This is a genomic window from Peribacillus sp. FSL K6-1552, from assembly GCF_038005205.1.
GTDB classification, from domain to species: Bacteria; Bacillota; Bacilli; order Bacillales; family DSM-1321; genus Peribacillus; species Peribacillus butanolivorans.
The window spans coordinates 4,627,541-4,651,074 of the sequence record NZ_JBBOST010000001.1; the positions used below are offsets into that span (position 1 = coordinate 4,627,541).

Consider the following 23,534-nt stretch of genomic DNA (forward strand, 5'->3'; position numbering starts at 1 on the left):
GAAATAAATTCGTACCGGTTATAAAAAAGTTGCACCGTCCGCCATCTGATCTAGCTCTAAGGGCAAAAAAGCATATTCTCCGTCCTTAATAATCTCACATTTACGAACTGGAATAGGAAATTTAAAAATGGGCCCATCTATTACTGTTGTATGGAATTCTCCACCTTCTCCGCAGGGGTCAATACCACGGGCTTCAAGCTCCTTCACGTATTCATGGGTTAATGTTCGCCCTAAATCGTTCTCTCGCATTCCGAATGATAAATTAACAGTTACAATTATCGTTACAAATCCTAGATTTATGAACTCTTCGACAGCTTCACGATGGTTCATTTCCCATAAAGGCATCCCAAGCTTTAATCCAGCATTCTTCGTAACCTTTTCATGCCAACAGCCATGAGCAGGCATATCTAAGTCTCCAGTTACTAACACTTCTGCTCCTTGATTTTTAGCTTTGTCTAAAAGGTACATAAATACTTTTTCATAATCTGTCCAACTTGCAGCTGCAGTATATACGGGCAAACCTATAGATTTAGCTTGGGCACGAATGAGTTCCGGAGGCATTCCATGGGATCTGGAACGTTTCCCTTCTTCTTCCAGCATGACGATCAATCCAACTGCTTCTCCAACCTTCACTGCTTTATATAGAGCTAAGACACTATCCTTTCCTCCGCTAAAAGAAGCTATAAATTTATGCCCGCGAGCACTATTTTTCCAATCCATTAATTCTGCCATTCCTATCTTTCCCCTTTATTCTAATGACTTTTTTCACGATGCCTGTTATTAGCCAATATCATATTTTATATATGAGGTTTCATAGCTCTATTTGTTTGGTTTTATCACTATTGGACCTTACAGATAATATATTATTGCACCCTGATACAAAAAAAACTTGAAATCTAATGATGAAGAAAAGAGAAGATTATCTCAAAGAAACTACTTCATTGTCGACAGAGAAAAGATAAGTCATACCGCTAAAGGAGGCTTTTCTTGAAATTACTACTGCAATAGTGATCAGGACGATCTTTCATTAAAGGGCGCGATTCTTTAATAAGAATCGCTTTTATTATAGAACTAACGGGTGCGTTAGCTCGTTAAGGAACACAAAAATGATCAAACTTTTTTATAAAAGAATAAATATTATAAGGGCATGTTTTGATTAATCTTTTTTCAAAACATGCCCTTTCTATTTATACATTTATCTGGGTTTCTTGTATTAATTTGATCAAAGCTACATCAGCACCATATATAGCCGCTTTTAGTCCTCGTAATTATTCAGCATATCCGTTTACAAAAAAACCAACTGTTTCGAGTTCACTTTCGGTTAATTTCCGGTTTAGCTGCTTGGCCAATTCCTGCTCCATTAAATCACGATTTCCCTGATAGTTGACGACAAGCCTTGCACAATCTTTCATTAGCTTTAGCTCGTTCTCCATTTCCTGCTTCGTGCTAGGCTTTTCGTGATGGGAGAGTATATATGTATCGGCATCATAGGCTTCAATCTTCTTAATGAGCAGCAAAGCTTGTTCAGCCGTATAATTCCATTTTTCAGCATAAAGATTGGCATAAAGACAATCTCCTAGAAATAATGTTTTTTCCTCCGGAACATAAATGATGCAAGAGTCTGCTGCATGATCACCACCAACGTGTTCAATTACACAGGTTATACCGCCAAGATCAATGGTAATCGCTGTTTCAAAGATAATATCAGGCAACGGCAGGTCAATATTTCTCTTTGTCCCGAGTTCCAATTTGATTGCATCGGCACAAAATGGAATCTCAATCCCTGCTTCGACCCGTTGATCAAGATCGTGATCTTCCCATGAAAGCTGCTGCATATCTTTAATATTGTTGTAAGTTTTCTCCTGACAAATTACCGGAATTCTCACATTTTCCAGTCCAAATACATGGTCCCAGTGGGAATGGGTAAGAACAAGAAAATTCCCGCTTATATTAGCCTGTAGTAATTCGTCCTGAAAAAGCTGTGCATGCTGGACAGAGTTACCGGCATCAATGATGATAGTTTTCTTAGCTCCAGAAACGGCGGCGAGAATGGGCCGATCAGTTTCTCCCACTGGAGTCAGGTAGACAATATGTTTCGATAGATGCTGTAAAGTTTGCATGTTTCTGTTCTCCTTAGGATAGTTTAATTATCTGACCAAAACTTCAATCAGCTTGCTTAAGTATAGCAAAATTACACATCTGTTGATTAGCTAATTATCCCCATAAAAAATTCACCTATTCTGTTACGATGATAAGCGTTGAAATCATCCCCTTTAATTAGCAGACACACCACCTTGTAACTTCCATGTTCTAAGCAACTTGATTTGTGGATTAAACTTCTGAATCAATTGTTCAATCTTCCTATCAAGACTCATAAATCTCCTCCTATAGATATTTTCAGAAACTCATTTTATAGCGTTAGCTTTATTTCTATCATTATAATAATTAAGGTTTCCAATATGTTGAATTTCATATAATTTTCTTTCGTTCCATCAAGCTTGGTATACTATTTCTCCAAACAAAAAGACAACAATCACTGAATTGCTGTCTTTATGCCTCTCCGTGCTATTTATTTATGTCCAATAATAAACGAGAAAAATGGCAACAGTTATTTAAATAAATCTTCTCCAAAATACAGTAACTTTTGAAAGAGCATTTAATAGTGTGGATTTGAAAAAAGACTCGTCCATTTTCTGATCTTTAGGTGGCTCAATATACCTTTTCTTGTTCGCAACAAGCGTACTTTCAGAGATTCTAGTCTCTATAGCTCCTGTCAACTGTGCTGCAAATTCCTCACCATCAATGACCACCATTGATTCCGTATTTAAAAGCGCAGATCGTGAATCCAAGTTAAAGGAGCCAACTGCACTTAATCGTTGATCATATACAACCGATTTAGCATGTAATGAATAGGGCTTTGAATACTCATAAAGTCGTACACCTGTCTTTACGATACTATCTCTAAGTCCCAAGTATCCAGAAAAGGCTATGGCATTCGGAGTTGATGCCACAGAGTTAGTGAGTATTGTCCAGTCGGCAGTTGAATTCATTTTCTCTGGTACGTACTTCATTATCGCATCTGCAGGTACAACATACGGACTCTGTATCAAGATGGACTTATCGGCTTTCGTTGCAATATCAATAAGAGTTCGCCAGACAAAAGGTTGTTTATTAAATCGTTCAATCGGATTATGAATGAAGGACACTCGATTTGTTGGAGTGGTTGAAGTGCTCCAATTGATAGATGGATTAACAAAATCCACTTTAGTTTGTATCGCCTCACTATATTGACTTGATAATGTATCTATTGCTCGTTTTCCTTTGTCCATTTGTCTTTTCGTAAGGTTAGCCTCACTTGTATATGGATGATTCCATAGTTCATTCATATAGTTCTTCATCTGAACAATCACACTATCCTTCTCTTGCTTAGCATTGAAGATGATTACATCCCGGTCGTAGACAAAATCTGTAGGCGGCTTGCTCGCTAAATACTTATCGGCGATATTTCTACCCCCGATAATACCTAATTTACCATCTACAGTCATAATCTTGTCATGAAGGCGATTGTGCCATGTCCAAGGCTTAAATAACTTAAAAGTTTCATAATACCTTAATTCAATGTTTTCATGCGATGCCAGAGCATAACGGGCGTTTCTTAATTCTCCTCTCAGGCCATAACAAATTCCGTCCAGAAGGATTCGAACCCGAACACCACGATCAGCAGCATCAATAATGGCTCCAAGTAGAAGTTCTGTTGACTCGCCTTTTCCAATAGAGTAATAGGATATATCAATTGAATTTTGTGCATCCTGAATCATTTCCATTCGAGCAAGTCCTGACTCATAACCGTTTTCGAGAAGCAGCACACGATCCACCGACTCCTCATCCCCCATAAAGGTACTTACGTTGTTTATCATTTTCCCTTCTTCTTTTTCTTTGGGGAAGTAGAAAAGAACTACCGCCGTCACTAAGACATAAAGGAAATATAGCAGAAGAACAATCAGCAATCCTTTAATCACCATTTTTGCAGTCACAGTTCATTCCCTCCTTAATAAACGATATTCTATTACTATTTGTAATAAGTAATGACTCTATACAATATCTTTAAGCAATATAAATCCTCATAAAAATAACCCCTCTGACTAGTTAGCCAGTGGGGCTTATTGATATTCATTTCCTTTTTCCACATAAGGATACATGTACCGGACTTAAAGACTCTTGAATCCTAGATGAAACTTTATTTCCCATTTAAATGTGACAGAGTGGTGAACATGTAAGCAGTTGCATACTATTATATAGAAGGAGGGATTTCATGATTAAACGACCTGATAAGATAAGTATTTTCAATTATTGTTTTGCATTAGGTGTTTCCGAAGTGTTCTTTTTATCTAGCTTTTATCTTTCCATTCTAGACGTTTCATTATTTGCTTTAGCTTTACCATTTTCCGCTTTATTTCTCTTAGTCTCCTTATACCTATTCCTTCGAACAAACAAAGCTGCAAAGACTTCACACAATCAAGAAGAACGAAGAAGTGAAATTTATGCTTTCTATCATCAATCTTTCGGGATCTTCACAATCATTTTTTTCGTTTTGCTCTTTGCGGCTTTAGCGTATATCCCCTTGCTCCAAAATGGAGGACATGTCTATATACTTTATTGTTTACCCATGGCGCTATTTTGTTTGATTCCTTCGATTACCTCGTACAAGGGAATGAAGTTATACAAACTGGAATCTGACAAGAACTTAACAAAAATCTAATCTGGTTATACATGGCCCTAAAGTGGATCCTCTTGGACTCCGCAAGCTTTAGTGCTTTTTTTATTTCACTTCGGGCATTTTACCAAGCCTTCAAGTTCCTAGATACGGCCTGGATAACGGGCACCGGCAGCAAAGCCTTTCGTTTTGTGCAAGATCTGCTTTGAAATAACTTCAAGATTTAATGAAAATGAATTGAACTTCATGTCCGTTACCGTTAGGCCTAACTCCATTTGCCATGTTTTTTAGTTGAATGTAAAGGTAAAATGAGGATATAATAAAGATAACTATCATATATAAAAAAAGACACTGGTAAAAACCAGCGTCTTAATGAACAGCAAACTGCATAAAGAGCAGCGGCTTTCTGTGGTAAGTCAGTAGCTACTCGATCAAGAAAGTAACCCTTTTCCTACATACATCTGGCCGGATGGTATGGAGGGGGTTACTTTTTTAATGTAACCGCGATTACTGCGACGATTAAAGAGGCGAATGAGATCATAAGCATCAAACCGTCCATTATAGAAATCACCAGCGACACCCCCTTTCTTAAAGGAGTCACCGCTGCCCACTATACCAAATTGCTGTCCATATTCATTATATATGTATTTTATTGTTATTTATAGAAAAATATAGATATATTTAATTTCAGTATTACTATCCATGTTTTTTTAATAAAAAATCCCACTAGAGAACAATTTTTACGTGATTTACCCCTTATTCTTCCACTACACGGCCATCTTTATAAATTTCGAACCACCCTATCGTACCTGCACCACCTTGATCCATCCAATGTATGTTACGTCTAACTCCACCAGAAGTTTTCCAACTTTCCTATGGTGTCGATTCAAAGAAAATAGCCGATTCATTATCGCCAGTTAAAGAGTCGGTCGTAATTGGTCCTCCTACAAAAAATCCCTCTAATAATAGAGATCATATCTCACAAAATACAAACCGTACCGAACCTGCTTACAATGAAAGGCAAAATGGGAAAGGTGAAAGAATATCCATAAATATTAATGAGAAACCAATTGATTTTTAATGTGTTTTTTTGTCGATGTCTTAATGTAACTAACCTGGTCCTTTCGTTACACAACAAAAAGGTTGCCGCAGCAACCTCACTTATTGATGGATAGTACCTTCTTCTCCATTAAATCCTGGTTACTTATAACCTTTTAAAAAAAGAATAACAATAGTCAAAATTATTACCCCGATAAATAATAAAGGTCCGATGCCTGAACTATACACGAAGTATATAGTAATGTGGCGGAAAACGATCACAACAAGAAATAAGAGTAACAGGATACACAAAATAATGATCAGAGCGGCATTTTTATTCCGATACAAAGTAACCAGCCCCATTTTCAAATCTTTATTTATACTAAAGAATAGGAAAATCAAACCATAGAAAAATATTGGTGATAATTAGAATAAACAATACAGATTCATTCCGTTAAGAAACAATATGCCCCCCACATTTTGTACTATTCTGTGAATATTGAAATATAACTTGCCCAGAAACCATAATAAAAAGGTTGCCGCAGCAACCCTGATTTTTGAAGTGGTTCATTCAGGTAGTTAAAAATACACTAATAGCTATATAACTTAAAAACCCTGAAGCTCATTAACAGTTACAAATGTATATCCTTCTTCTGATAACAATTTTAATACACCTTCAATCGCTTGAAGTTCTTTACCAGTATCATCATACATAGGATGCATTAAGATAATCGAACCTGGTTTAATATGATCCTTCACATAATTTACTTTGTCAGAAGCAGAAGTGTAATAGCTATCTGGCTCAATATTCCAGGTTATAGTGTCTCTATCATTTTTATTTAAGTAATAAGGCAAGCCTACAAGTTTTTTTCCGTTGGGTGGTCGAACGTCAATTTCACCCTTATATCCGAAGTCTTGAATTAATTTATCCGTTTTTTCGATTTCCTCTTTGATATAGGAGGACGATTTAAAAACCATTCGCTTGTGAGAATAGGTATGATTTCCAATTTGATGTCCTGCTTCTACAATTTTTTTAGCTTCCTCTGGGTATCTTTCTATTTCGTTACCGATTAGGAAGAATGTAGCCTTTACATTGTATTTATCTAATAATGGTAGAATCTGATTTACATTCTTCGATGGACCATCATCAAAAGTCAGAGCAACCACTTTTTGATTTGTCTCGACTTTTGCTGTTAACCCTCCGAAGAATTGGTGTGTTCTAGAATTCATTAATTTATATGTACTAAATAATAGAATGAAACCTAACAGTATTCCGATTCCAATAAATATTAATTTCTTTTTCATAATTACAACCTTTCTTTCTAAAAGTTTTTTTAATTATTTATTATAACAAAAACCATTAACCCCTCTTAAACAGCTATTTTTACTATCTAACCTTCTTTAGTTCAAAAAGAAAAAGGTTGCCGCAGCAACCCCTCTTTTTAAACTCAAGTACTCCTTAAGTGACGAAGAACCTAAAAAAATACTTCCACTTACCTATCACAATCTGGGATCCACAGGATCCGATTCCATGGCCAATGTTCCTAGAACACATTCATGGACTCTCTCAATCGATTCACCTTTTACATATCTTTGAATGCCTTCGATTCCCAGCGAAAATTCTCTCAGCGCTAGTTTTTGCTTTTTGCCTGTATTCCTGCTTTTCAGCCGCTCAAGATTTTTCGTTAGCAAGTAGTCCATTCCATAAATAATGTTAAGGTACTTCCTTCCCCTTACTTTAATTGCGGGCTGCAATAGCTTGCCTTTATTTCTTGAAATGTAGAATTCCGGCTTGATTACAATGCCTTCATGGCCTTCGCTTGTGATATCCTGCCACCATTTAATGACCTCTTCTTCACTTGCTTCACTCGTGATTAATTTGTATTCCGTTTCTACAAATAAACTAGATCGGATTGCAAACTCCCTGTTCATCTCCATATGCCATGTATGTGGCTGCTCAAAAAAGGTTTCATTGCTATGAGCAAGCACGTGGAATGGAGCGATTTGTATAGAATTTATATCTTCAATCTCCCAGCAATACTTTTGAAAGACTTCTTTGAAAGTATAGGCATTTTCCAGTTTTTGCTCATACTCTTTCAACCATCCTGTTAACTCCATATTCTCACGAGCTGCTTCCGCTATTTTTTCCTTCAGCATCGTTCGATCAAGAATCGCATTTTCAGAAACGTGGGCATATTGGCTGCTGATGAGCTCTTTTGCCTTCAGGTTCCAGGGCATGATTTCAGCGTCCAGGAGCACATAGTCCGTATCGTACTTTTCAAAATAGCCGCTTTCATGCAAATCTTGATTGATTTTCAAGACCAGTTCTTCCTCCGTCGCGACGTCAAAGAAACGTCTGCCCGTTCTGGTATAAATAACTCCCAAAGATTCGATACCTGTATGCTTCTTAGCAGCTTCAGTATCTTTAAATAGAAAAAGAATTGCCCGGCTCCCCATATGTTTCTTTTCAGCAATCATGGTTTGAATCCCATGGCTTCTGTAATAGTCGATTGCCTCTTTGGGATGCTCTAAATAATTTTCCAATGAGGATGGACTTGGTGTTGGACTCATTGTAGGCGGGATGTAGATTAATTGTTCAATCGGTATCGTGAAATGTGATACCGTATCAATCGCAGACTTTACAATATCCTGATGAATTTTAATCTCGCCCATTTTTTCTGTCAATACTGAATACCCATTGATGAACTTGCCAATATTCGGCGGATTCAAACGGTTTTTCTCCCATTCTCTTAGAGGATTGTCATCGGCTCCTGAAAAATCTTGACTCGCTTGTACCGAAATGAATTCCCCCTCCGGATAGCGAAAAGCAGTTAATGCTCCGCCAAAGACGACACCTTGATCGATGTTGATGGTATTGTTAATTAGCAGCGGTTGTGGCTTCGGATCATGTCCCCAGACAATCAGCGAGCTTTTCTTATGAGAAATATGCCAATCTTTACGCACTGGCTTTCCTTTTTCATCAAATCCATTCGTATCACCGTAACGGCAGAAGTCACGAACAGCTTCAGACTGCTTACCAATGAAAGCGTCTTTGATTCCGGCATGAACACAAACTAAAGTCTGTACATCATTCTTGGTAAATACATAATGGGAAGGAGCTTGAAAGAGGAACTCTTTAAGTGACTGTTTCGTTTCCTCTGCTTTTTCGCTTCCATACTCCTCTTCGTACGCTTTAAATTCTTCTTCCACTTTTTCATCACCATGATTTAATGTTACGTCTCTTCCATCTAGCCATCTAGCAATTTTCCAGCCGTGATTGCTGTCAATCATATAGGCGACGTCCTTTTGAACATGTTCATAGAAAAAGAGCATCGTTTTAAGTGACTCTGGTCCTCTGCTCATGACATCCCCAACGGAAACAAACTTCCTGCCATCGGGGTGAAGATAGAGGCCTTCCTCATTTTTTTGATAGCCTAGTTTTTCAAGGACGAGGATCATTTCCTTATAGCAGCCATGAATATCCCCAATGATGTCGATCCCATTCTGGATGTCTTTTTCAATTGGATTTGTACGTCTGATTACCTGAATATCTTCTGTTCCCTTTAACGTGTAAAGAGACGAATACCCTTCTTTTTTTAGGACGCGCTTTTCCCTTTTGAACGTCTGGTATTGCTGTTTAATACGTCTTTTTCCGCGTGGATGTTCTCTTTGTTCATCTCTGACAAGCAGATCCTCTTCAGGTATATCCAGAACAATCGATAGGATTGGGACATTATTTTTTTGAGCTAAAGAGATATATCTTTTCCGATCATCTGGGTGAAGATTGGTCGCATCAATAAAGGTTAATTTATTTAAACGGCATCTTGCTTCAATGACGGAATCCATCATGGAAAATGCTTCGCCTGAAATGGACTGGTATTCATCCATCAGATTGTCCGCTTCATCCTTTGGTCTGCCCCGCCAATCAATAAATTCAATATCACTCACCAATACCCGAAAGGCATCTGAACTAACGACCTCTGAAGGCAGAATCTCTTCTTTTTCAATCATGCTTTTTAACCATGTTGACTTACCGCTATTGGATGGTCCAATCAGCAAGACAATTCCTGCATGGGGCAATACGATTTGCATAGTTAGTCCTCCTTTCTTTCGAACACACACATTTGTGTCGGATAACCATATGTATCATGCTGTTCACCAATTCCTTCAAATTTAAGGCTATAGATATCACGGTGATTTCGCTCTGTACACCACTGACGAAATTCAGCTCTTGTCCACTCAAAACGATGATCGTTGTGTCGAAGAACATCCTCCATATCGTATACCTCGTTATATTCACGGTTTGGCGTTGTAATAATCAGGGCATTCGGTTGATAGTCATGTAATATCGTATCCAGCACCTTAGGCAGACGGTACTCGTCGATATGCTCGATGACTTCGCACAAGATAATGACATCCTTGTTCTTTAATCTTTCATCATAGTAGAAGAGTGAGCCCCATAGTGTTTCAGGAACCACAAATTTCTCTTTATTTTTCACTTTCTCGAATCGTCCTAAGGCTTTAATGGCAGCAGTTTGGGATGGCTCAACAGCCAGGATTTCTTTTATCCCTTCTACAAAACCAAGGCGTACTGAAAGTTTCCCTTCACCAGAGCCGAAGTCCACGATGCTTCTTGGATTCATTTGACTGACTGTATCAACGATTTTTTCATAGCGAAGATCATTCAGCCGAACTTTGCTTTCTTTTTCTTCCTTCTTCTCTTCAGGTTTCCTGTTCTCGACGATGCTGTATACTTCCTTAAATCTAAGTGATTGGCGATAGATATAATCTCGCATCGGATGATCTTTAAGCCACCCGTCTCCATATCTCTCAAGCTTTTCAATTTCTTTTTCATCAATGTAGTAGTGCTTATAGTTATCGATGACCGGAATCAATACAAACAAATGCCTTAACCCGTCTTGTAGTGTTTTCATTCCTTTTAAAGAAATGTATCTTGCCGAGCTTTTATCTTTAATTTGGAAAGAGTACTCAATTTCCGGACGGGTAATCATCACTTCATAACCAATCGGCTCAAATAAATCCTTTAATTGGTTATCAGAAAGAGAAGAAACCACAGGGCCAAACTCGAACTGAAACGAAAACGGATGATTCACCCACTCTGTATGCTCTTCCTTCGGCTGACCGTTCAAAGCTGTCCCCAGTGCAGACCTAATCAATGAACAAAAAATGCTGCTTACCGCAAACTCCCGATCATTTATGTAATGAGTAATGTCATAGGAATTGGAATTGCCTTTTACCAATTCGATCGGGTCAGGTGTAACAAAAATCGTCGCTTCCAGCTCTGTTTCTGTAAACTTGCTATAAAAAAGGCGCACTAAATGGCCTTTATGATTTCTCTCATATAAATTACTCGGGTTCTTAGACAATAAATAAGATATAGCTTGTACATTGTCGCCCGAAGCCTGAATCGTTAACTGCATTTGGAACACTCCTTTCAAACACTTCATTCATTAAAAAAGCTAAAGTAAAAGTCTTTCTTAATTTCCTATTATAACAACCTAATACTACCACATAATGAAGACTTATCAGCTTCAACTACGACATTACACTCTAATAGGGAGCATTTTTTAAAAATAGGCTCTGGTCATGAGGAAGGAATTTTTTATTATCTAATGGAATATTTATTACCTATCATAAAAAAGATTCGGAGTTGAAGAGAAAAGAATGAAAAAAATACATATTATCGGTGCCTCAGGTTCAGGAACTACAACTCTCGGAAAAGCATTATCAAACTCCATATCGACAGTTCATTTTGATACAGATGATTATTACTGGCAGCATAAGTTTAGTGAAAAAAGAGAAGTAAAAGAACGAAAACAAATACTCCGAAAAGATTTATTAACTTATGATGATTGGATACTATCGGGTTCGTTATGCGGGTGGGGTGATGAATTTATAAGCTATTTTGATTTAATTATATTTTTATGGATTCCAAAAAATATAAGAATAGAAAGGCTGCAGCAAAGAGAGGCACAAAGGTATGGCAAGGAAATTTTAGTTGGAGGCAGCCATTTCGATCAATATAATAACTTTTTAGAGTGGGCCTCCCTATATGACGAGGCTGGAATGGAAGTCAGGAGCAAGCATTCACATGAACAATGGGTGTCAGGCTTAACTTGTCCTTTATTAAGGATTGAAGGAGATTATACAGTTCAAGAACGGGTGGAAATTGTTTTAGAATATGTGCAAAATCTGCGAATGAATTAATTCGTCCGTCAGAAAGATAATCCGACCGTTGGGCAGGATATTTCGTCCTTTGCGCCATTTATTCGTCCTTCAGAAAGATAATTCGACCGTTGGGCTATTATTTCGGCCTTCACACATTTAATTCGGCCTTCGCGCTATTAATTCGTCCCTCACGCATTTAATTCGGCCTTCGCGCTATTATTTCGGCCTTCGCGCATTTAATTCGGCCTTCACGCAGAATAATTCGGCCTTCGCAAAGAATAATTCGTCCCTCGCGATTAATCGGCCTTCGCAAAGAATAATCCGGCCGATGCGTCATTAGTTCATTAGGCGGCACATATTCTACAGTGAATCCTTAAGCTCCTTAGAGATAGTAGAAAAATAATCCATGACAAATAAGCGAAATTGCTTAGCAACTGGTGTAAAGTATCGCTTTTCCGACCATCCCAATCCAATCGTCCTTTGGCAAGCAGGTTCTGTTATTCGAATTTTATGTGACAGCGACCCGGTTTGGTGCAGCCAAGTTAACTCTGATACAAAAGCGACACCTAAGCCCCTTCTGACAAGGTCTGAGATCACAGCCGGCTCATCGCCTTCAAATGCAATATTCTGAATAAATCCAGCTTCTTGGCAAAATTGATCCGTTAAGTTACGGAATCCAAAACCTGTGTTCATGCTAATGAACGCTTCGTCTTTCACTTCATTAAGATGAATGCACTCCCTCCCTGCTAGTCGATGATCGGGAGGCACAATCAGAAATATTTCTTCCGTTATCAGCGGTTCCCACTTAATATCGAGGCCTTCAATCGGAACGGACGAAATGCAATAATCAATCTCCCCTTCAATAAGCAATTGTTTCATGGAAGATACAGATTTAAGAAATTGTTGAAAACGAACATCTGGATATTCTGATAAAAATGTCCCCAGCAAATCAGGCAACACTCTTGGAATGGTAACAGCCAACGTAATATTCTTCTGATCTTGGTCCGCTAATTCCACAATCTCGCGCCTTCCTTCATTCAATTCTGCAAAAGCTCGTTCGACACGGTTCAAGAATATCCTTCCGGCCGCATTCAGCCTGATTTTTCGATGTTCCCGATCGAACAACGCCACTCCCAAATCTTCTTCAAGACGAGAAATGGTTTTACTGAGAGACGGCTGAGCAATTTGAAGTTGCTCCGCAGCCTTCGTCATATGTTCTAGGCGTGCTACGGTTTGAAAATACTGCAGCTGTAATATTTCCATTTTTATCACTCGTTTCGTATAGACTTAAATCTATTATTATATAACTAATTATGTATTATACAGTATTTAAAAAAGCCCTTATGATGAAATAATCTCATTTAGTTAGAAAGGGCAGGCTCATTAATGAAAGGATTACAACTCGTACTTCAAGACATAAAAGCAATGTGGAAACATAAACACGGAAGAATCGCCTTGATTTTTCTTTTAGTCGTTCCATTGATTTACTCAGGTTTCTTTTTAGCAGGGTATTGGAATCCTTACGGTAAGTTGGATCAGCTACCTGTTGCAGTGGTCAATCTCGATACAGGTTCCCAAATGGACGATAAGCCAATCGAGGCAGGAGATGACTTTGTTAAACAATTGAAGAAGCAGAAAGAATTGGACTTTCACTTTGTATCGGCAAAGGTGGCAGATACAGGGCTTAAAGAGGGCACCTACTATATGGTTGTCACGATTCCAGATGATTTTTCTGAAAATGTCACCACTTTAATGGATGAAAAACCGGAAGCCGCTAAACTTTTATATAAAATTAATCCGGGTAAAAACTTTGTTGCCTCACAAATTAGTACAACTGCAGTTGAAAAAATGACCACCAAAATCAATGCCAGCATCACGAAAGGCTATTCAGAAGGCATCCTTTCCAAATTCCAAGATATTTCTAAAGGCTTAGCAGACGCCGGAAATGGAGCCGAGGAGCTTCATCAAGGAACTGTCGATGCGAAAAGCGGCAGTGAGAAATTAACAGATGGAATTCAGAGATTAAATGATGGTGCCCAGAAGCTACGTACAGGAAGCACCCAGCTTTCGGACGGACAAGAAGCCTTTTCTACTGGCGCGGAAGGTCTAACATCAGGTTCCCAGACCTTGTATACCGGCATGAAACAGCTAACAGATGGACAACAAACATTAGAAAATGGTATGAACAAGGTTAGCAAGGGAGTTAAAGACTTGTCAGCTGGCAATGCAAAATTGGTTCAGGGACAAGAACAGGCGGAAAGTACAGCAAGTACCCTTAAGAAGCAATTGGATGCGTATGCCCAAAGTCATCCTGAAGCAAAGCAAGATCAAAACTTCAAGCAAATCCTTGCCTTATCTGATGGATTATCCAATGCGGCCACTACTTTAACCGCTGGGCAAAAGCAATTGGGGCAAGGAGCGGCAAAAGTGGCAGATGGGCAAGTCGCCCTTCAAGCTGGTATGAAAACGTTTGGTGATAAAATGGCGCAGGCTACCTCAGGTGCTAAGCAATTAAACGAGGGAGCAAGCCTTTTCACAAACGGATTTATAAAATGGACAAGTGGCTTTTCCACTCTAAACACCGGAATCACTTCACTTGCTGGCGGAAGCAGTCAACTAGCCCGTGGATCAACGGAACTTCAGGATGGACTTGCTTCACTAGAAACGGGCTCAAACAAGTTATCTTCCAAACTTAAGGAAGCCGCGGATAAAACATCAAGCCTTCAGTACAGCGATTCTACCACTTCGATGTTCTCTGAACCTGTGCAATTGGTCCAATCCAACCTTTCGGAAGTTCCAAACTATGGAACCGGAATCGCTCCTTACTTTCTGTCTCTAGCCTTTTATGTAGGCGGCATTATGGCTTCCAATATCCTGCCGCTAGGCCGTAGACAGAATCTTAAGGTTACCGGAACCGTTCATTTTACGAATAAATTAGGGCTAGTTTATGTAATCGGCTTGATTCAGGCACTTCTCGTGGATGCAGTTGTCCTCCTTGGATTCCAATTACATGTGGCTAGCGTTCCTGTATTTATTCTATCAAGCATCATCGTTTCATTTACCTTCATGACTTTCATACTTATGCTGGTAACCGTATTCGGAGTCGTCGGCAAATTCGCAGCCGTGACCCTTCTTGTATTTCAATTAGCTACTTGCGGTGGAACATTCCCGGGTGAACTTGGAATGTCGCTATTAACACAAATCGGTCAATTTTTACCTATGGCTCATTCCCTTCAGGAGCTACAAGAAGTCATTTCATTAGGCGGCTGGTCAAACTTACAGACCCAGATTTGGATTTTACTCGCCTATCTCGTTTCTGCAGCAGTAATTGGCTGGATTACGAGTCATATTCAGCATGCAAAGGTGAATTCAGAAGATATAGCGTCATAACCTAAAAGCAGTGCCATTCGATTAGAAATGGCACTGCTTTTTTATCTCTCCGCTTTTACTTGCAAAGAAAGCATGATCACAAGCATATTCCGAAAAGGAAACCGCCATGACCATGCCTTAATCTATAACCTATTCTAAAATTATTATCTGTACCATTTAGTCATTCAGACATTACTTGAGATTAAGCGGTCTGATCAGCTTTTTCAGCTGGCTTATCTTTTGCCGGCCATGCACGCTTAATAAATAATGTCAAAATCAACGCCACAGCTGCGATAAAGGTAGACACAAAGAAGGAAAAGTTAATCCCATCCAACATGGCCTGCATCCCGATTTGGGCCTGCATTTGATCCATCATCTCAGTAGTAGGCTGACCTGTTAATTTGCTCATCGCTTTAGTCATAAGATCCTCACCAGTCGAAGCTGACCGGTTAGACATGACCGTAACAAGTAATGCTGTACCGATTGCTCCGGAAACTTGGTTCAGCGTGTTATTCATCGCTGTACCATGCGGATTCATACGGGCTGGCAGCGAGTTTAAACCATTTGTCATAATAGGCATCATTGCCATCGACAACCCGAATGCCCGGATTGAAAACAACAGTACAATATGTGTATATGAAGTATCCATTGTCAGCTTACTAAAGAAATACGTCGTAATCACCGTGATAAGCAAACCAAGAGAAGCAAGAATACGTGCTCCGAACTTATCAAAGAGTTTACCGGTTATTGGTGACATAATTGCCATTAAAAGAGCACCTGGGAGCATCAATAATCCCGAATCGAACGGGGAAATGCCTCGGACCGTTTGAGTGTACAACGGCATTAAGATCATCGCTGAAAACATTGCCATATTTAATACGATCGAAATGGTTGCAGATAAAGCAAACATTGGATGTTTAAAAATCTTGAATTCAAGCATCGGTGTTTCCATTTTAAGCTGGCGTGTAATGAAAAGGACCAGTGAAACGGCACCAACAATTAATGTTCCGTATACCAAAGGGCTATCCCAGCCCTTGCTGCCTGCTGAGCTAAATCCATACAACAAGCCGCCAAAGCCTAAGCTTGATAAAATGACAGATAGAATATCAATTTTGATATCAACTTTTTCTTTCTTGTCTTTAAGTTTAAAGAAACCAAAAATTAGTATAAGTAAAGCAAGTGGAGTAATAAAGTGGAAAAGCATTCTCCAATCATAGTGTTCGATAATCCAGCCTGAAAGCGTCGGCCCGATAGCAGGAGCAAACATCATGACTAAACCAAACAATCCCATCGCCGAGCCGCGTTTTTCAACAGGGAAGGCAGTTAAAAGAACGTTCATTAATAATGGCATCATAATCGCCGAACCAGCAGCCTGAACCATCCGCGCGCCTAATAACAGCGGGAATACGTGTGCTACACCTGCAACAATCGTCCCGATTGAAAATAACAGCATGGCTGTCAAGAACAGATTACGCACCGAATATTTTCTTATTAAGAAGGCGGTTGTAGGAATCATGATTCCGTTCACCAGCATGTATCCTGTTGTCAGCCATTGGACCGTAGACGTCTCAATTCCAAGGTCTGTTTTAATTGACGGTAGTGCAATATTCAAAAGGGTCGAATTCAGTATGGATATAAATGCCGCGACCATTAAAATAATCAGGATACCATATGAGCCCTTTTTTTCAGTAATTTGAGCAGTACTCACTTTTTATCTATTCCTCCATTCAAACTAATAGTTCATTTTATTGTACGACTGGTATAATCCAATCCGCATAAAATCTATAATATACCTCTAGTTCAATTTTTGCAATAAAAATATACTGGTTTAAATAAGGGTTTGTACTGTAATAGAAAATAGAGTACGATTACATTTATACAGGCAGTATAATGGAAATTAGGTGATTTGATGAATAATCGAAGGCAGAATGTCATCGATACAGCTCATAAGCTGTTTATTGAAAAAGGATATCAAGCCACGTCCATCCAGGACATTTTAGACGGCAGCGGCATTTCTAAGGGTACATTTTATAATTATTTCCCTTCGAAGGGTGAATTATTTATAGCTATATTCCGTTCCTACCATAAGAAGCTTCGCCAAGCCCGTGAAGAACTATTAATTGGTCAAGATTTAGCAGATATTGAAATTTTTATTAAGCAGTTGGAACTGCATATGATGGTGAACAAACAAAGTAAATTACTTATCCTGATCGAAGAAGTGCGTGTGTCTAACGACGATGAATTAAAACAATTCATCAACCGAATCCAATTATTAAGCATACGCTGGGTGTATAGTCGGTTCCTCGATATATTTGGAGAAACCAAAAAACCGTATCTGTTAGATAGCGCCATTCTCTTTCTTGGGATGATGACCCACTTGAATCATTTTAATTATAAAGCCAAAACTATCAGTTCACCGGAAATAAAAGTCATCCGTTACTGCATGAACCGAATCGTCCATATAGTCAATGAGGTAGCTGAAAGCGGAGAGCAGATTCTTGACCCAGAGCTAATTGATACATGGATTCCTAATTTCAGGTGCAATCTTCATACAAGCCACAATGATCTGCTGCAATCCACCTTGGCATTGAAAAAAGCAACAAACAAAGCTCTACCTTGCAGCGAAGATCGAACCAAAGCAATTGAACTGATTGATTTCATCCATGAAGAGATAACGCAATCCAGCAAACCACGCCAATTTTTGATAGAAAGTTTGCTGAACACCTTAAAAACCCAATACGCAACAATTGCCCAGCAAAATGTTGAAAATTTCGAAGAAAATATCAACTCCTGCTTGAGCCAATTAGAAACAGAAATATAAAGTCTGATGAAAATGAATGGGCTAACCTAAAAACTAAAGACAAAGAAAAAACAGTATGTTATTGAACACATACTGTTTTTTTATTTTATGAAATGATGGAAGGTCGAATTATTTGTAACGACGGACGAATTATCTCTCTGAAGGTCGTATTATTCCTGGCCACGGACGAATTATCTCTCTGAAGGTCGAATTATCCCTGGCCACGGTCGAATTATCTCTCTGAAGGTCGAATTATTCCTGGCCACGGACGAATTATCTCTCTGAAGGTTGAATTATTCCTGGCCACGGTCGAATTATCTCTCTGAAGGTCGATTTATTCCTGGCCACGGTCGAATTATCTCTCTGAAGGTCGTATTATTCCTGGCCACGGTCGAATTATCTCTCTGAAGGTCGATTTATTCCTGGTCACGGTCGAATTATCTCTCTGAAGGTCGTATTATTCCTGGCCACGGACGAAAAATTGGAGGTGTTTTGCATGTGCAGAAATTGTGTATTCATGTGAAGGAAAATGGTCAGTTGTGGATATCAATAAAACCAGTTTTCATCATCTGTAACCCACTTGCTATAAATTCCGTTTTCTCCATACACTCAGATACCCAACATTTTCCCACCCCGCTGCCACTGCTGCACTAAGATTTTCATCCTGCTCATAACCGACTAAATGCTTGCCTACATGATTTTGACTGATTACATGAACAATATCTCTCCATATGGATGCAGCAGCATTTCCAGAGGAAAAAACATTTGATACGCCAATCGTGTCTCCACTGACATTAGCAATAAAACCAGCAGTTATTTCATCTCCTTCTTTTGCATATACAACAACATCAGGCTGAAATAAGATATCCGGTAACAGAATGCCGTTTAAACCGGAAACCGATATCCAGCACTGAAGTTCCTCTTCTGAGATGATTCTCCTGTATGCTGCCTTTTCAATATCTTCAACAATTGCAGGTTTATGGTAAATCCAACTGGCTTCATATAAAAGTTCAAAGTTATCTCCTAGTTTTAAGGATGAAAAACTGTCTTTAATAAACTCTGCTTGTGAGTCCTCTATAAAATTAAAGAATTCATCGTTACATACATCATTACTCAATGTAATGACATCTGGATAATAGGTCGGAGCTTTTTTATCCAAACCCCAGAGGTTATTTCCACTCCTAATTCGACATCCATGAAGTTTACTTATAATTCCGCACCAGACAACATTGTTCATTACAGCTAATTCTTGTTTTGATGTCAACGTAACCCTCCTCTTTATCTTCCGCTGAACAAACTACGCTTAATTATATTCGCTGTTATACATCGGAAACCCCTGTCAAACTCATATGTATAAAAAAAGTGTCGATCACTCTACCAGATGAAATTTAGAATAAGATTAAGGACGCTTACTTCTATAACGCTTTTAAACTTTCCAGTAAAAGATAAATCCCTGTAAAAATTAAAAGGATATATGTAAATATTCTAAATACCCTTTGGTTTAGCCGTTTGAAAATAATTTGACCTATATACAAACCCAGAAATACAATTGGAATTGCATAAAGACTTGATTCCCATATTACTTTGTTGGTTCCAGTAAAGATTATTTGGGTTATGAGACTGATGAAATAAATAAAGAGATAAAATGCTAAGGTAGTTGCTCTTAACTTTCCTTTTTCAGTATCTGTTCCTGTAAAGTAAAGCAATAACGGAGGGCCAGGCATACCGATACTTGTCGTTAAAACACCTGATATCCCGCCAACTATGAAATCCCTAAATTGTGTTGGTTTAACCCTAAAATTGCCTATCAGTAACAATGTTAATATTAAAAGTAGTATGCTAACCCCTAATTTTAAAGCATTAATGTTAATAGAAACAAAGATTAGAACACCCAATGGTACGCCAACTATACTTCCTAATATAAATCTTTTTAATAATATAAAATCAATGTCATTTCGTATCTTCAAAATTAATGATATTGAAATAACTAAAGATAAAGTAATATTTATTTGTATGGCTTCTTGCGGTTGGAATAACATTAGTAAGAAAGGTGTCGCCATTATGGAAAAACCAAAACCTGTACTTGATTGCAGTATAGAAGCCACCAATACAATGCATATGAAAATTAGTGCAGTCCCCAAAGTACAAACCCCCTATTTTATAACTTATCTCTTCTTTTCTTTGCTGTACTTTTTCTTTTTCTCTTCTAATTTCATATACCCTCTCTTAGGTGATTAATAAGTACTTGACCCTCTTGTTACGTAATAGCTTACATTAAATGTATCTTAATTAGAGTGGAACAATAAACCCAAACCCAATTTGAATTAACATCTCAAAACTAAGGTTCCATTATATAGTGCAATTTTTTAGGCTTCATTTCTTTAGGCATGCTTACTTTGGTATTTGTAACCGATGTATGAACAAGAAAGACCTTCATAATTGAAGGCCCTTCCTTTTTTAGTATCAATAAGACCATTTCTCATCATCTGTAACCCATTGATTTTTCTTTAAATCAAAGGATTCATAATCATCGTGAAGAGAAAAGTAGGCTGGCAATGTGATTGATTGTCCATCTGCTTTTTTCCAGCAATCTGCGACCCAAGTAGCAAACGCTTGTTTTTCTGCAAGGTTAAGTTCTTCTTCATTTTTTTCGTAGAAATCCCAAAAGTCATCTGTTTGATTACCTAAAAGGTGGGTGTATCTTACATTTTCAATCATACCCAGACTACCTGCAAAGATAGTAGAATCCTTACCCTCTTTAAAGACTTCATTAGCTTGTCTATCCATTGAGAACATAGTAATGGATAAGTCAAACTCTGAAGGGTCATCTACAAATGCTACAAAATCCAATAATTCCACTTTAGAGTAAATGGTGTATTTATGTAACTCCTGCATGTTACTGATTAAAATTTCCGATTTTGCTTCAAGGTTTTCTTCTACTGACTTCATATAACTGTCGACCGTATAAAGTGATTTAACTTCTTCATCTTCTTTGATTGATTTTTCTTCATCTTCTTTGACTGTTTTTTCTTCAGAATTGGCTTTCTTGTTCTCCGCTTCACAACCCAATAACCCTAATAATAATAAAATAGAAAATATAACAAGTGATACCTTTTTCAAATTTTTTCCTCATTTCTATAACTTTTCCAACATGATTCAACTTATTATAACAAACCTTATACCCAAAAGGTCTCTTCAGATGCATACGAAAAAAGTTGCCGAAGCAACCCTAATTTTTGAAGTGAAATTTCCCTCGCGATTCAACATGTCTATGGCATTCCAACAAATTCTTCAATAAGCCATTTCTTATCAGATCGTAGACTAAAAGCTAATTTTCTTTTTAGATGGAATAACTGATTTAGCTAGCCATCTGTTTTTGTTGTTTATATGCATTGTATTTATAGTCGTCATTTTATGAACAGACTTTCTTTTTCTAGTTTCTCCCCTTCTTTAAAATTGGAGCATAATCCTAAATTCCCTCACAAAACAATTTTCAGTAATTATAAGGGATACATAAGGAAAGACTAACCATTATTGCTATAAAAGGAGGGCCTAAAAATGAGTACGAAAGATAATGCTCTGTCCATACTAGCTTTAGGCGGAGTGAATGAAATCGGTAAAAACATGTATGTGATCCAATATTCAAACGATATTATTATTATCGACTGTGGTGCAAAGTTTCCAGATGAAAGTTTATTAGGAGTTGATTTAATTATTCCTGATATTACATTTCTGCAGGAAAATATAAATAATATCCGCGCTTTAATTGTGACTCATGGGCATGAAGATCATATAGGGGGTATCCCCTACATCTTAAAAAAAATAAATGTACCCATATATGCCACACGTTTAACACTTGGTTTAATTGAATTAAAATTAATAGAACATAGACTATTGGGTGATACTGAATTAATTCAGATTGACTCTGATTCAAAGATTGAATTTGGGAATATAAATCTAGATTTTTTCAAAACTAATCATAGTATACCCGACTGTCTAGGAGTCACCATACATACCCCAGAAGGTACAGTGGTTCACACAGGGGACTTCAAATTTGATTTAACTCCTATGAATAAGCAATATCCTGATATTCATAAAATGGCTAGAATCGGGAGTGAAGGTGTCTTGGTTTTATTATCTGAAAGTACTAATGCTGAACGCCCTGGCTCAAGTCCTTCAGAGCATCTTGTTGGTAGCCATATTGAAGAGGCCTTTATGCAGGCTAAACAGAAAGTTTTTCTATCTACCTTTGCTTCAAATGTTAATCGCGTCCAACAAGTTGTGAACGCTTGCCGGAAGACAAACCGAAAACTCGCCTTATTAGGACGAAGTATGGTTAACGTCGTATCTGTTGCCATGGAGCGTGGGTACCTCGATATTCCTGATGGGATGCTGATCCAAGCACATGAAGTCGATAACTTTGCTCCTGAAAGAGTCGCGGTTTTATGTACGGGAAGTCAAGGGGAGCCGTTTGCTGCCCTGTCTCGCCTTTCCAGTTCGAATTATCGCGATATGAGTATATTACCTGATGATACAGTGATTCTTGCCTCTACTCCAATCCCCGGAAATGAACGGGATGTATCACGTATCATCGACAACTTGTTTCAGCTGGGGGCCAAGGTCATTTACGGATCAGGAAGTGTAACAGGCATGCATGTTTCTGGACATGCCTACCAGGAGGAGTTAAAACTCATGCTTACCCTGATGAAGCCTAAGTATTTCATACCCATTCACGGTGAATATAGGATGTTGCACCAACATCGAATATTAGCTGAGTCAGTCGGGGTAGAGAAGGACAATATTTTCGTTATCAATAATGGCGATGTCGTGGATATTGAAAACTCGGTCGCCCGTCAAACCAGAAAATTTCCTGCTGGCAATACCTTTGTTGACGGTATGGGCGTTGGTGATGTTGGAGAAATCGTACTGCGGGACCGTAAGCAGCTTTCCGAAGACGGGATGCTCGTAATTGTCATAACACTAAGCAAAATGGAAAGAAAAATAGTGTCAGGACCGGATACCATTTCCCGTGGATTTGTATATATTCAAAATTCCGAAGATCTCCTTAGACAGGTAAATCGCCTTGTCACGAAAACAGTCAACGAATTACAAAGTGATAAAATATACCGTTGGAATATCATTAAACAAACTATTAAGAAGGAAATAGGGCAATATCTCTATAACCAAACGAAGAAGAAACCAATGATCCTTCCAATAATCATTGAAATTTAGCGTCAATCGAAAGCTCACAAAAATGGAACTCGACTATATGTAGTCGAGTTCCATTTTTTCAATCAAGTTCTGATTTACTTGCTTTTGCCACCATAACTGTTATTGTGATATTTGGTTAAAAAGATACCTCTACCATCCGCTAACTCCTTCAAAAACCACAGCCCATATTTTCCTTAAATGTTTCTTCTGTTA

General features: G+C 38.2%; 16 protein-coding genes and 1 pseudogene. 6 read left to right on the top strand and 11 right to left on the bottom strand.

Annotated features, from left to right (window positions below; all coding sequences use genetic code 11):
• Positions 1-18 precede the first annotated feature (18 nt).
• From NST21_RS22280 to NST21_RS22290, 3 genes are all read right to left on the bottom strand, one after another.
• Positions 19-732, bottom strand: a complete 714-nt coding sequence (locus tag NST21_RS22280; RefSeq protein WP_340891321.1) for a Dph6-related ATP pyrophosphatase — start codon at positions 730-732, stop codon at positions 19-21.
• A 536-nt stretch (positions 733-1,268) separates the two neighbouring features.
• Positions 1,269-2,120 carry an MBL fold metallo-hydrolase gene (locus NST21_RS22285; RefSeq protein WP_340891323.1) on the bottom strand — a complete coding sequence of 284 codons (852 nt, stop codon included), beginning with the start codon at positions 2,118-2,120 and terminating at the stop codon, positions 1,269-1,271.
• Between the two features lie 492 nt (positions 2,121-2,612).
• Complete coding sequence (locus NST21_RS22290; RefSeq protein WP_340891325.1) at positions 2,613-4,034, bottom strand: phospholipase D-like domain-containing protein; 1,422 nt, start codon at positions 4,032-4,034, stop codon at positions 2,613-2,615.
• 278 nt (positions 4,035-4,312) lie between these two features.
• On the opposite strand from NST21_RS22290, the gene NST21_RS22295 reads away from it, so the two are divergent.
• Both NST21_RS22295 and NST21_RS28955 read left to right on the top strand, forming a co-directional pair.
• The gene (locus NST21_RS22295; protein ID WP_098175622.1) at positions 4,313-4,759 is read left to right on the top strand and encodes a hypothetical protein; all 447 of its coding nucleotides are present in this window, start codon (positions 4,313-4,315) and stop codon (positions 4,757-4,759) included.
• Positions 4,760-5,549: 790 nt separating this feature from the next.
• A pseudogene (locus tag NST21_RS28955) lies at positions 5,550-5,669 on the top strand (cupin domain-containing protein); the annotation flags it as partial.
• Positions 5,670-6,358: 689 nt separating this feature from the next.
• Here NST21_RS28955 and NST21_RS22305 read toward each other — a convergent pair.
• The 3 genes from NST21_RS22305 to NST21_RS22315 all read right to left on the bottom strand — a co-directional run bounded on the left by NST21_RS22305 (position 6,359) and on the right by NST21_RS22315 (position 11,193).
• A complete protein-coding gene (locus NST21_RS22305; RefSeq protein WP_340891328.1) occupies positions 6,359-7,057 on the bottom strand; it encodes a polysaccharide deacetylase family protein in 699 nt (232 codons plus the stop codon).
• 195 nt (positions 7,058-7,252) lie between these two features.
• The gene (locus NST21_RS22310; RefSeq protein ID WP_340891330.1) at positions 7,253-9,844 is read right to left on the bottom strand and encodes a polynucleotide kinase-phosphatase; all 2,592 of its coding nucleotides are present in this window, start codon (positions 9,842-9,844) and stop codon (positions 7,253-7,255) included.
• Positions 9,845-9,846: 2 nt separating this feature from the next.
• On the bottom strand, positions 9,847-11,193 hold the full coding sequence (locus NST21_RS22315; protein ID WP_340891331.1) for a 3' terminal RNA ribose 2'-O-methyltransferase Hen1: 1,347 nt from the start codon (positions 11,191-11,193) through the stop codon (positions 9,847-9,849).
• Positions 11,194-11,437: 244 nt separating this feature from the next.
• Between NST21_RS22315 and NST21_RS22320 the strand changes: the two genes are divergently transcribed.
• On the top strand, positions 11,438-11,980 hold the full coding sequence (locus NST21_RS22320; RefSeq protein WP_340891333.1) for an ATP-binding protein: 543 nt from the start codon (positions 11,438-11,440) through the stop codon (positions 11,978-11,980).
• Between the two features lie 321 nt (positions 11,981-12,301).
• Here NST21_RS22320 and NST21_RS22325 read toward each other — a convergent pair whose 3' ends face one another.
• Positions 12,302-13,204, bottom strand: coding sequence for a LysR family transcriptional regulator (locus tag NST21_RS22325; protein WP_340891335.1), 903 nt, complete (start codon positions 13,202-13,204; stop codon positions 12,302-12,304).
• Positions 13,205-13,327: 123 nt separating this feature from the next.
• Here NST21_RS22325 and NST21_RS22330 point away from each other — a divergent pair, with 123 nt between their 5' ends.
• Positions 13,328-15,331 carry a YhgE/Pip domain-containing protein gene (locus NST21_RS22330; protein ID WP_340891336.1) on the top strand — a complete coding sequence of 668 codons (2,004 nt, stop codon included), beginning with the start codon at positions 13,328-13,330 and terminating at the stop codon, positions 15,329-15,331.
• Between the two features lie 181 nt (positions 15,332-15,512).
• Here NST21_RS22330 and NST21_RS22335 read toward each other — a convergent pair whose 3' ends face one another.
• The gene (locus NST21_RS22335; protein WP_340892607.1) at positions 15,513-16,961 is read right to left on the bottom strand and encodes a DHA2 family efflux MFS transporter permease subunit; all 1,449 of its coding nucleotides are present in this window, start codon (positions 16,959-16,961) and stop codon (positions 15,513-15,515) included.
• A gap of 258 nt (positions 16,962-17,219) precedes the next feature.
• Here NST21_RS22335 and NST21_RS22340 point away from each other — a divergent pair, with 258 nt between their 5' ends.
• Positions 17,220-18,131, top strand: coding sequence for a TetR/AcrR family transcriptional regulator (locus tag NST21_RS22340; protein ID WP_340891338.1), 912 nt, complete (start codon positions 17,220-17,222; stop codon positions 18,129-18,131).
• A gap of 562 nt (positions 18,132-18,693) precedes the next feature.
• Here NST21_RS22340 and NST21_RS22345 read toward each other — a convergent pair.
• The 3 genes from NST21_RS22345 to NST21_RS22355 form a co-directional block, all read right to left on the bottom strand.
• Positions 18,694-19,374, bottom strand: a complete 681-nt coding sequence (locus NST21_RS22345; RefSeq protein ID WP_340891340.1) for a hypothetical protein — start codon at positions 19,372-19,374, stop codon at positions 18,694-18,696.
• Between the two features lie 151 nt (positions 19,375-19,525).
• On the bottom strand, positions 19,526-20,251 hold the full coding sequence (locus tag NST21_RS22350; RefSeq protein WP_056530334.1) for a sulfite exporter TauE/SafE family protein: 726 nt from the start codon (positions 20,249-20,251) through the stop codon (positions 19,526-19,528).
• A 322-nt stretch (positions 20,252-20,573) separates the two neighbouring features.
• Positions 20,574-21,230 (bottom strand): hypothetical protein, encoded by a 657-nt coding sequence (locus NST21_RS22355; protein WP_340891342.1) that lies wholly within the window; start codon positions 21,228-21,230, stop codon positions 20,574-20,576.
• A gap of 438 nt (positions 21,231-21,668) precedes the next feature.
• Here NST21_RS22355 and NST21_RS22360 point away from each other — a divergent pair, with 438 nt between their 5' ends.
• A complete protein-coding gene (locus tag NST21_RS22360) occupies positions 21,669-23,342 on the top strand; it encodes a ribonuclease J (RefSeq protein ID WP_340891343.1) in 1,674 nt (557 codons plus the stop codon).
• The last annotated feature ends 192 nt before the right edge of the window (positions 23,343-23,534 follow it).

Bases quoted from the DNA above. Each gene is read 5' to 3' on its own strand.
- NST21_RS22295 (WP_098175622.1), top strand. From the start codon at position 4,313: ATGATTAAACGACCTGATAAGATAAGTATTTTCAATTATTGTTTTGCA.
- NST21_RS22285 (WP_340891323.1), bottom strand. From the start codon at position 2,120: ATGCAAACTTTACAGCATCTATCGAAACATATTGTCTACCTGACTCCA.
- NST21_RS22360 (WP_340891343.1), top strand. From the start codon at position 21,669: ATGAGTACGAAAGATAATGCTCTGTCCATACTAGCTTTAGGCGGAGTG.
- NST21_RS22305 (WP_340891328.1), bottom strand. From the start codon at position 7,057: ATGAAAAAGAAATTAATATTTATTGGAATCGGAATACTGTTAGGTTTC.
- NST21_RS22320 (WP_340891333.1), top strand. From the start codon at position 11,438: ATGAAAAAAATACATATTATCGGTGCCTCAGGTTCAGGAACTACAACT.
- NST21_RS22280 (WP_340891321.1), bottom strand. From the start codon at position 732: ATGGCAGAATTAATGGATTGGAAAAATAGTGCTCGCGGGCATAAATTT.
- NST21_RS22310 (WP_340891330.1), bottom strand. From the start codon at position 9,844: ATGCAAATCGTATTGCCCCATGCAGGAATTGTCTTGCTGATTGGACCA.
- NST21_RS22340 (WP_340891338.1), top strand. From the start codon at position 17,220: ATGAATAATCGAAGGCAGAATGTCATCGATACAGCTCATAAGCTGTTT.
- NST21_RS22325 (WP_340891335.1), bottom strand. From the start codon at position 13,204: ATGGAAATATTACAGCTGCAGTATTTTCAAACCGTAGCACGCCTAGAA.
- NST21_RS22315 (WP_340891331.1), bottom strand. From the start codon at position 11,193: ATGCAGTTAACGATTCAGGCTTCGGGCGACAATGTACAAGCTATATCT.
- NST21_RS22330 (WP_340891336.1), top strand. From the start codon at position 13,328: ATGAAAGGATTACAACTCGTACTTCAAGACATAAAAGCAATGTGGAAA.
- NST21_RS22335 (WP_340892607.1), bottom strand. From the start codon at position 16,961: ATGGTCGCGGCATTTATATCCATACTGAATTCGACCCTTTTGAATATT.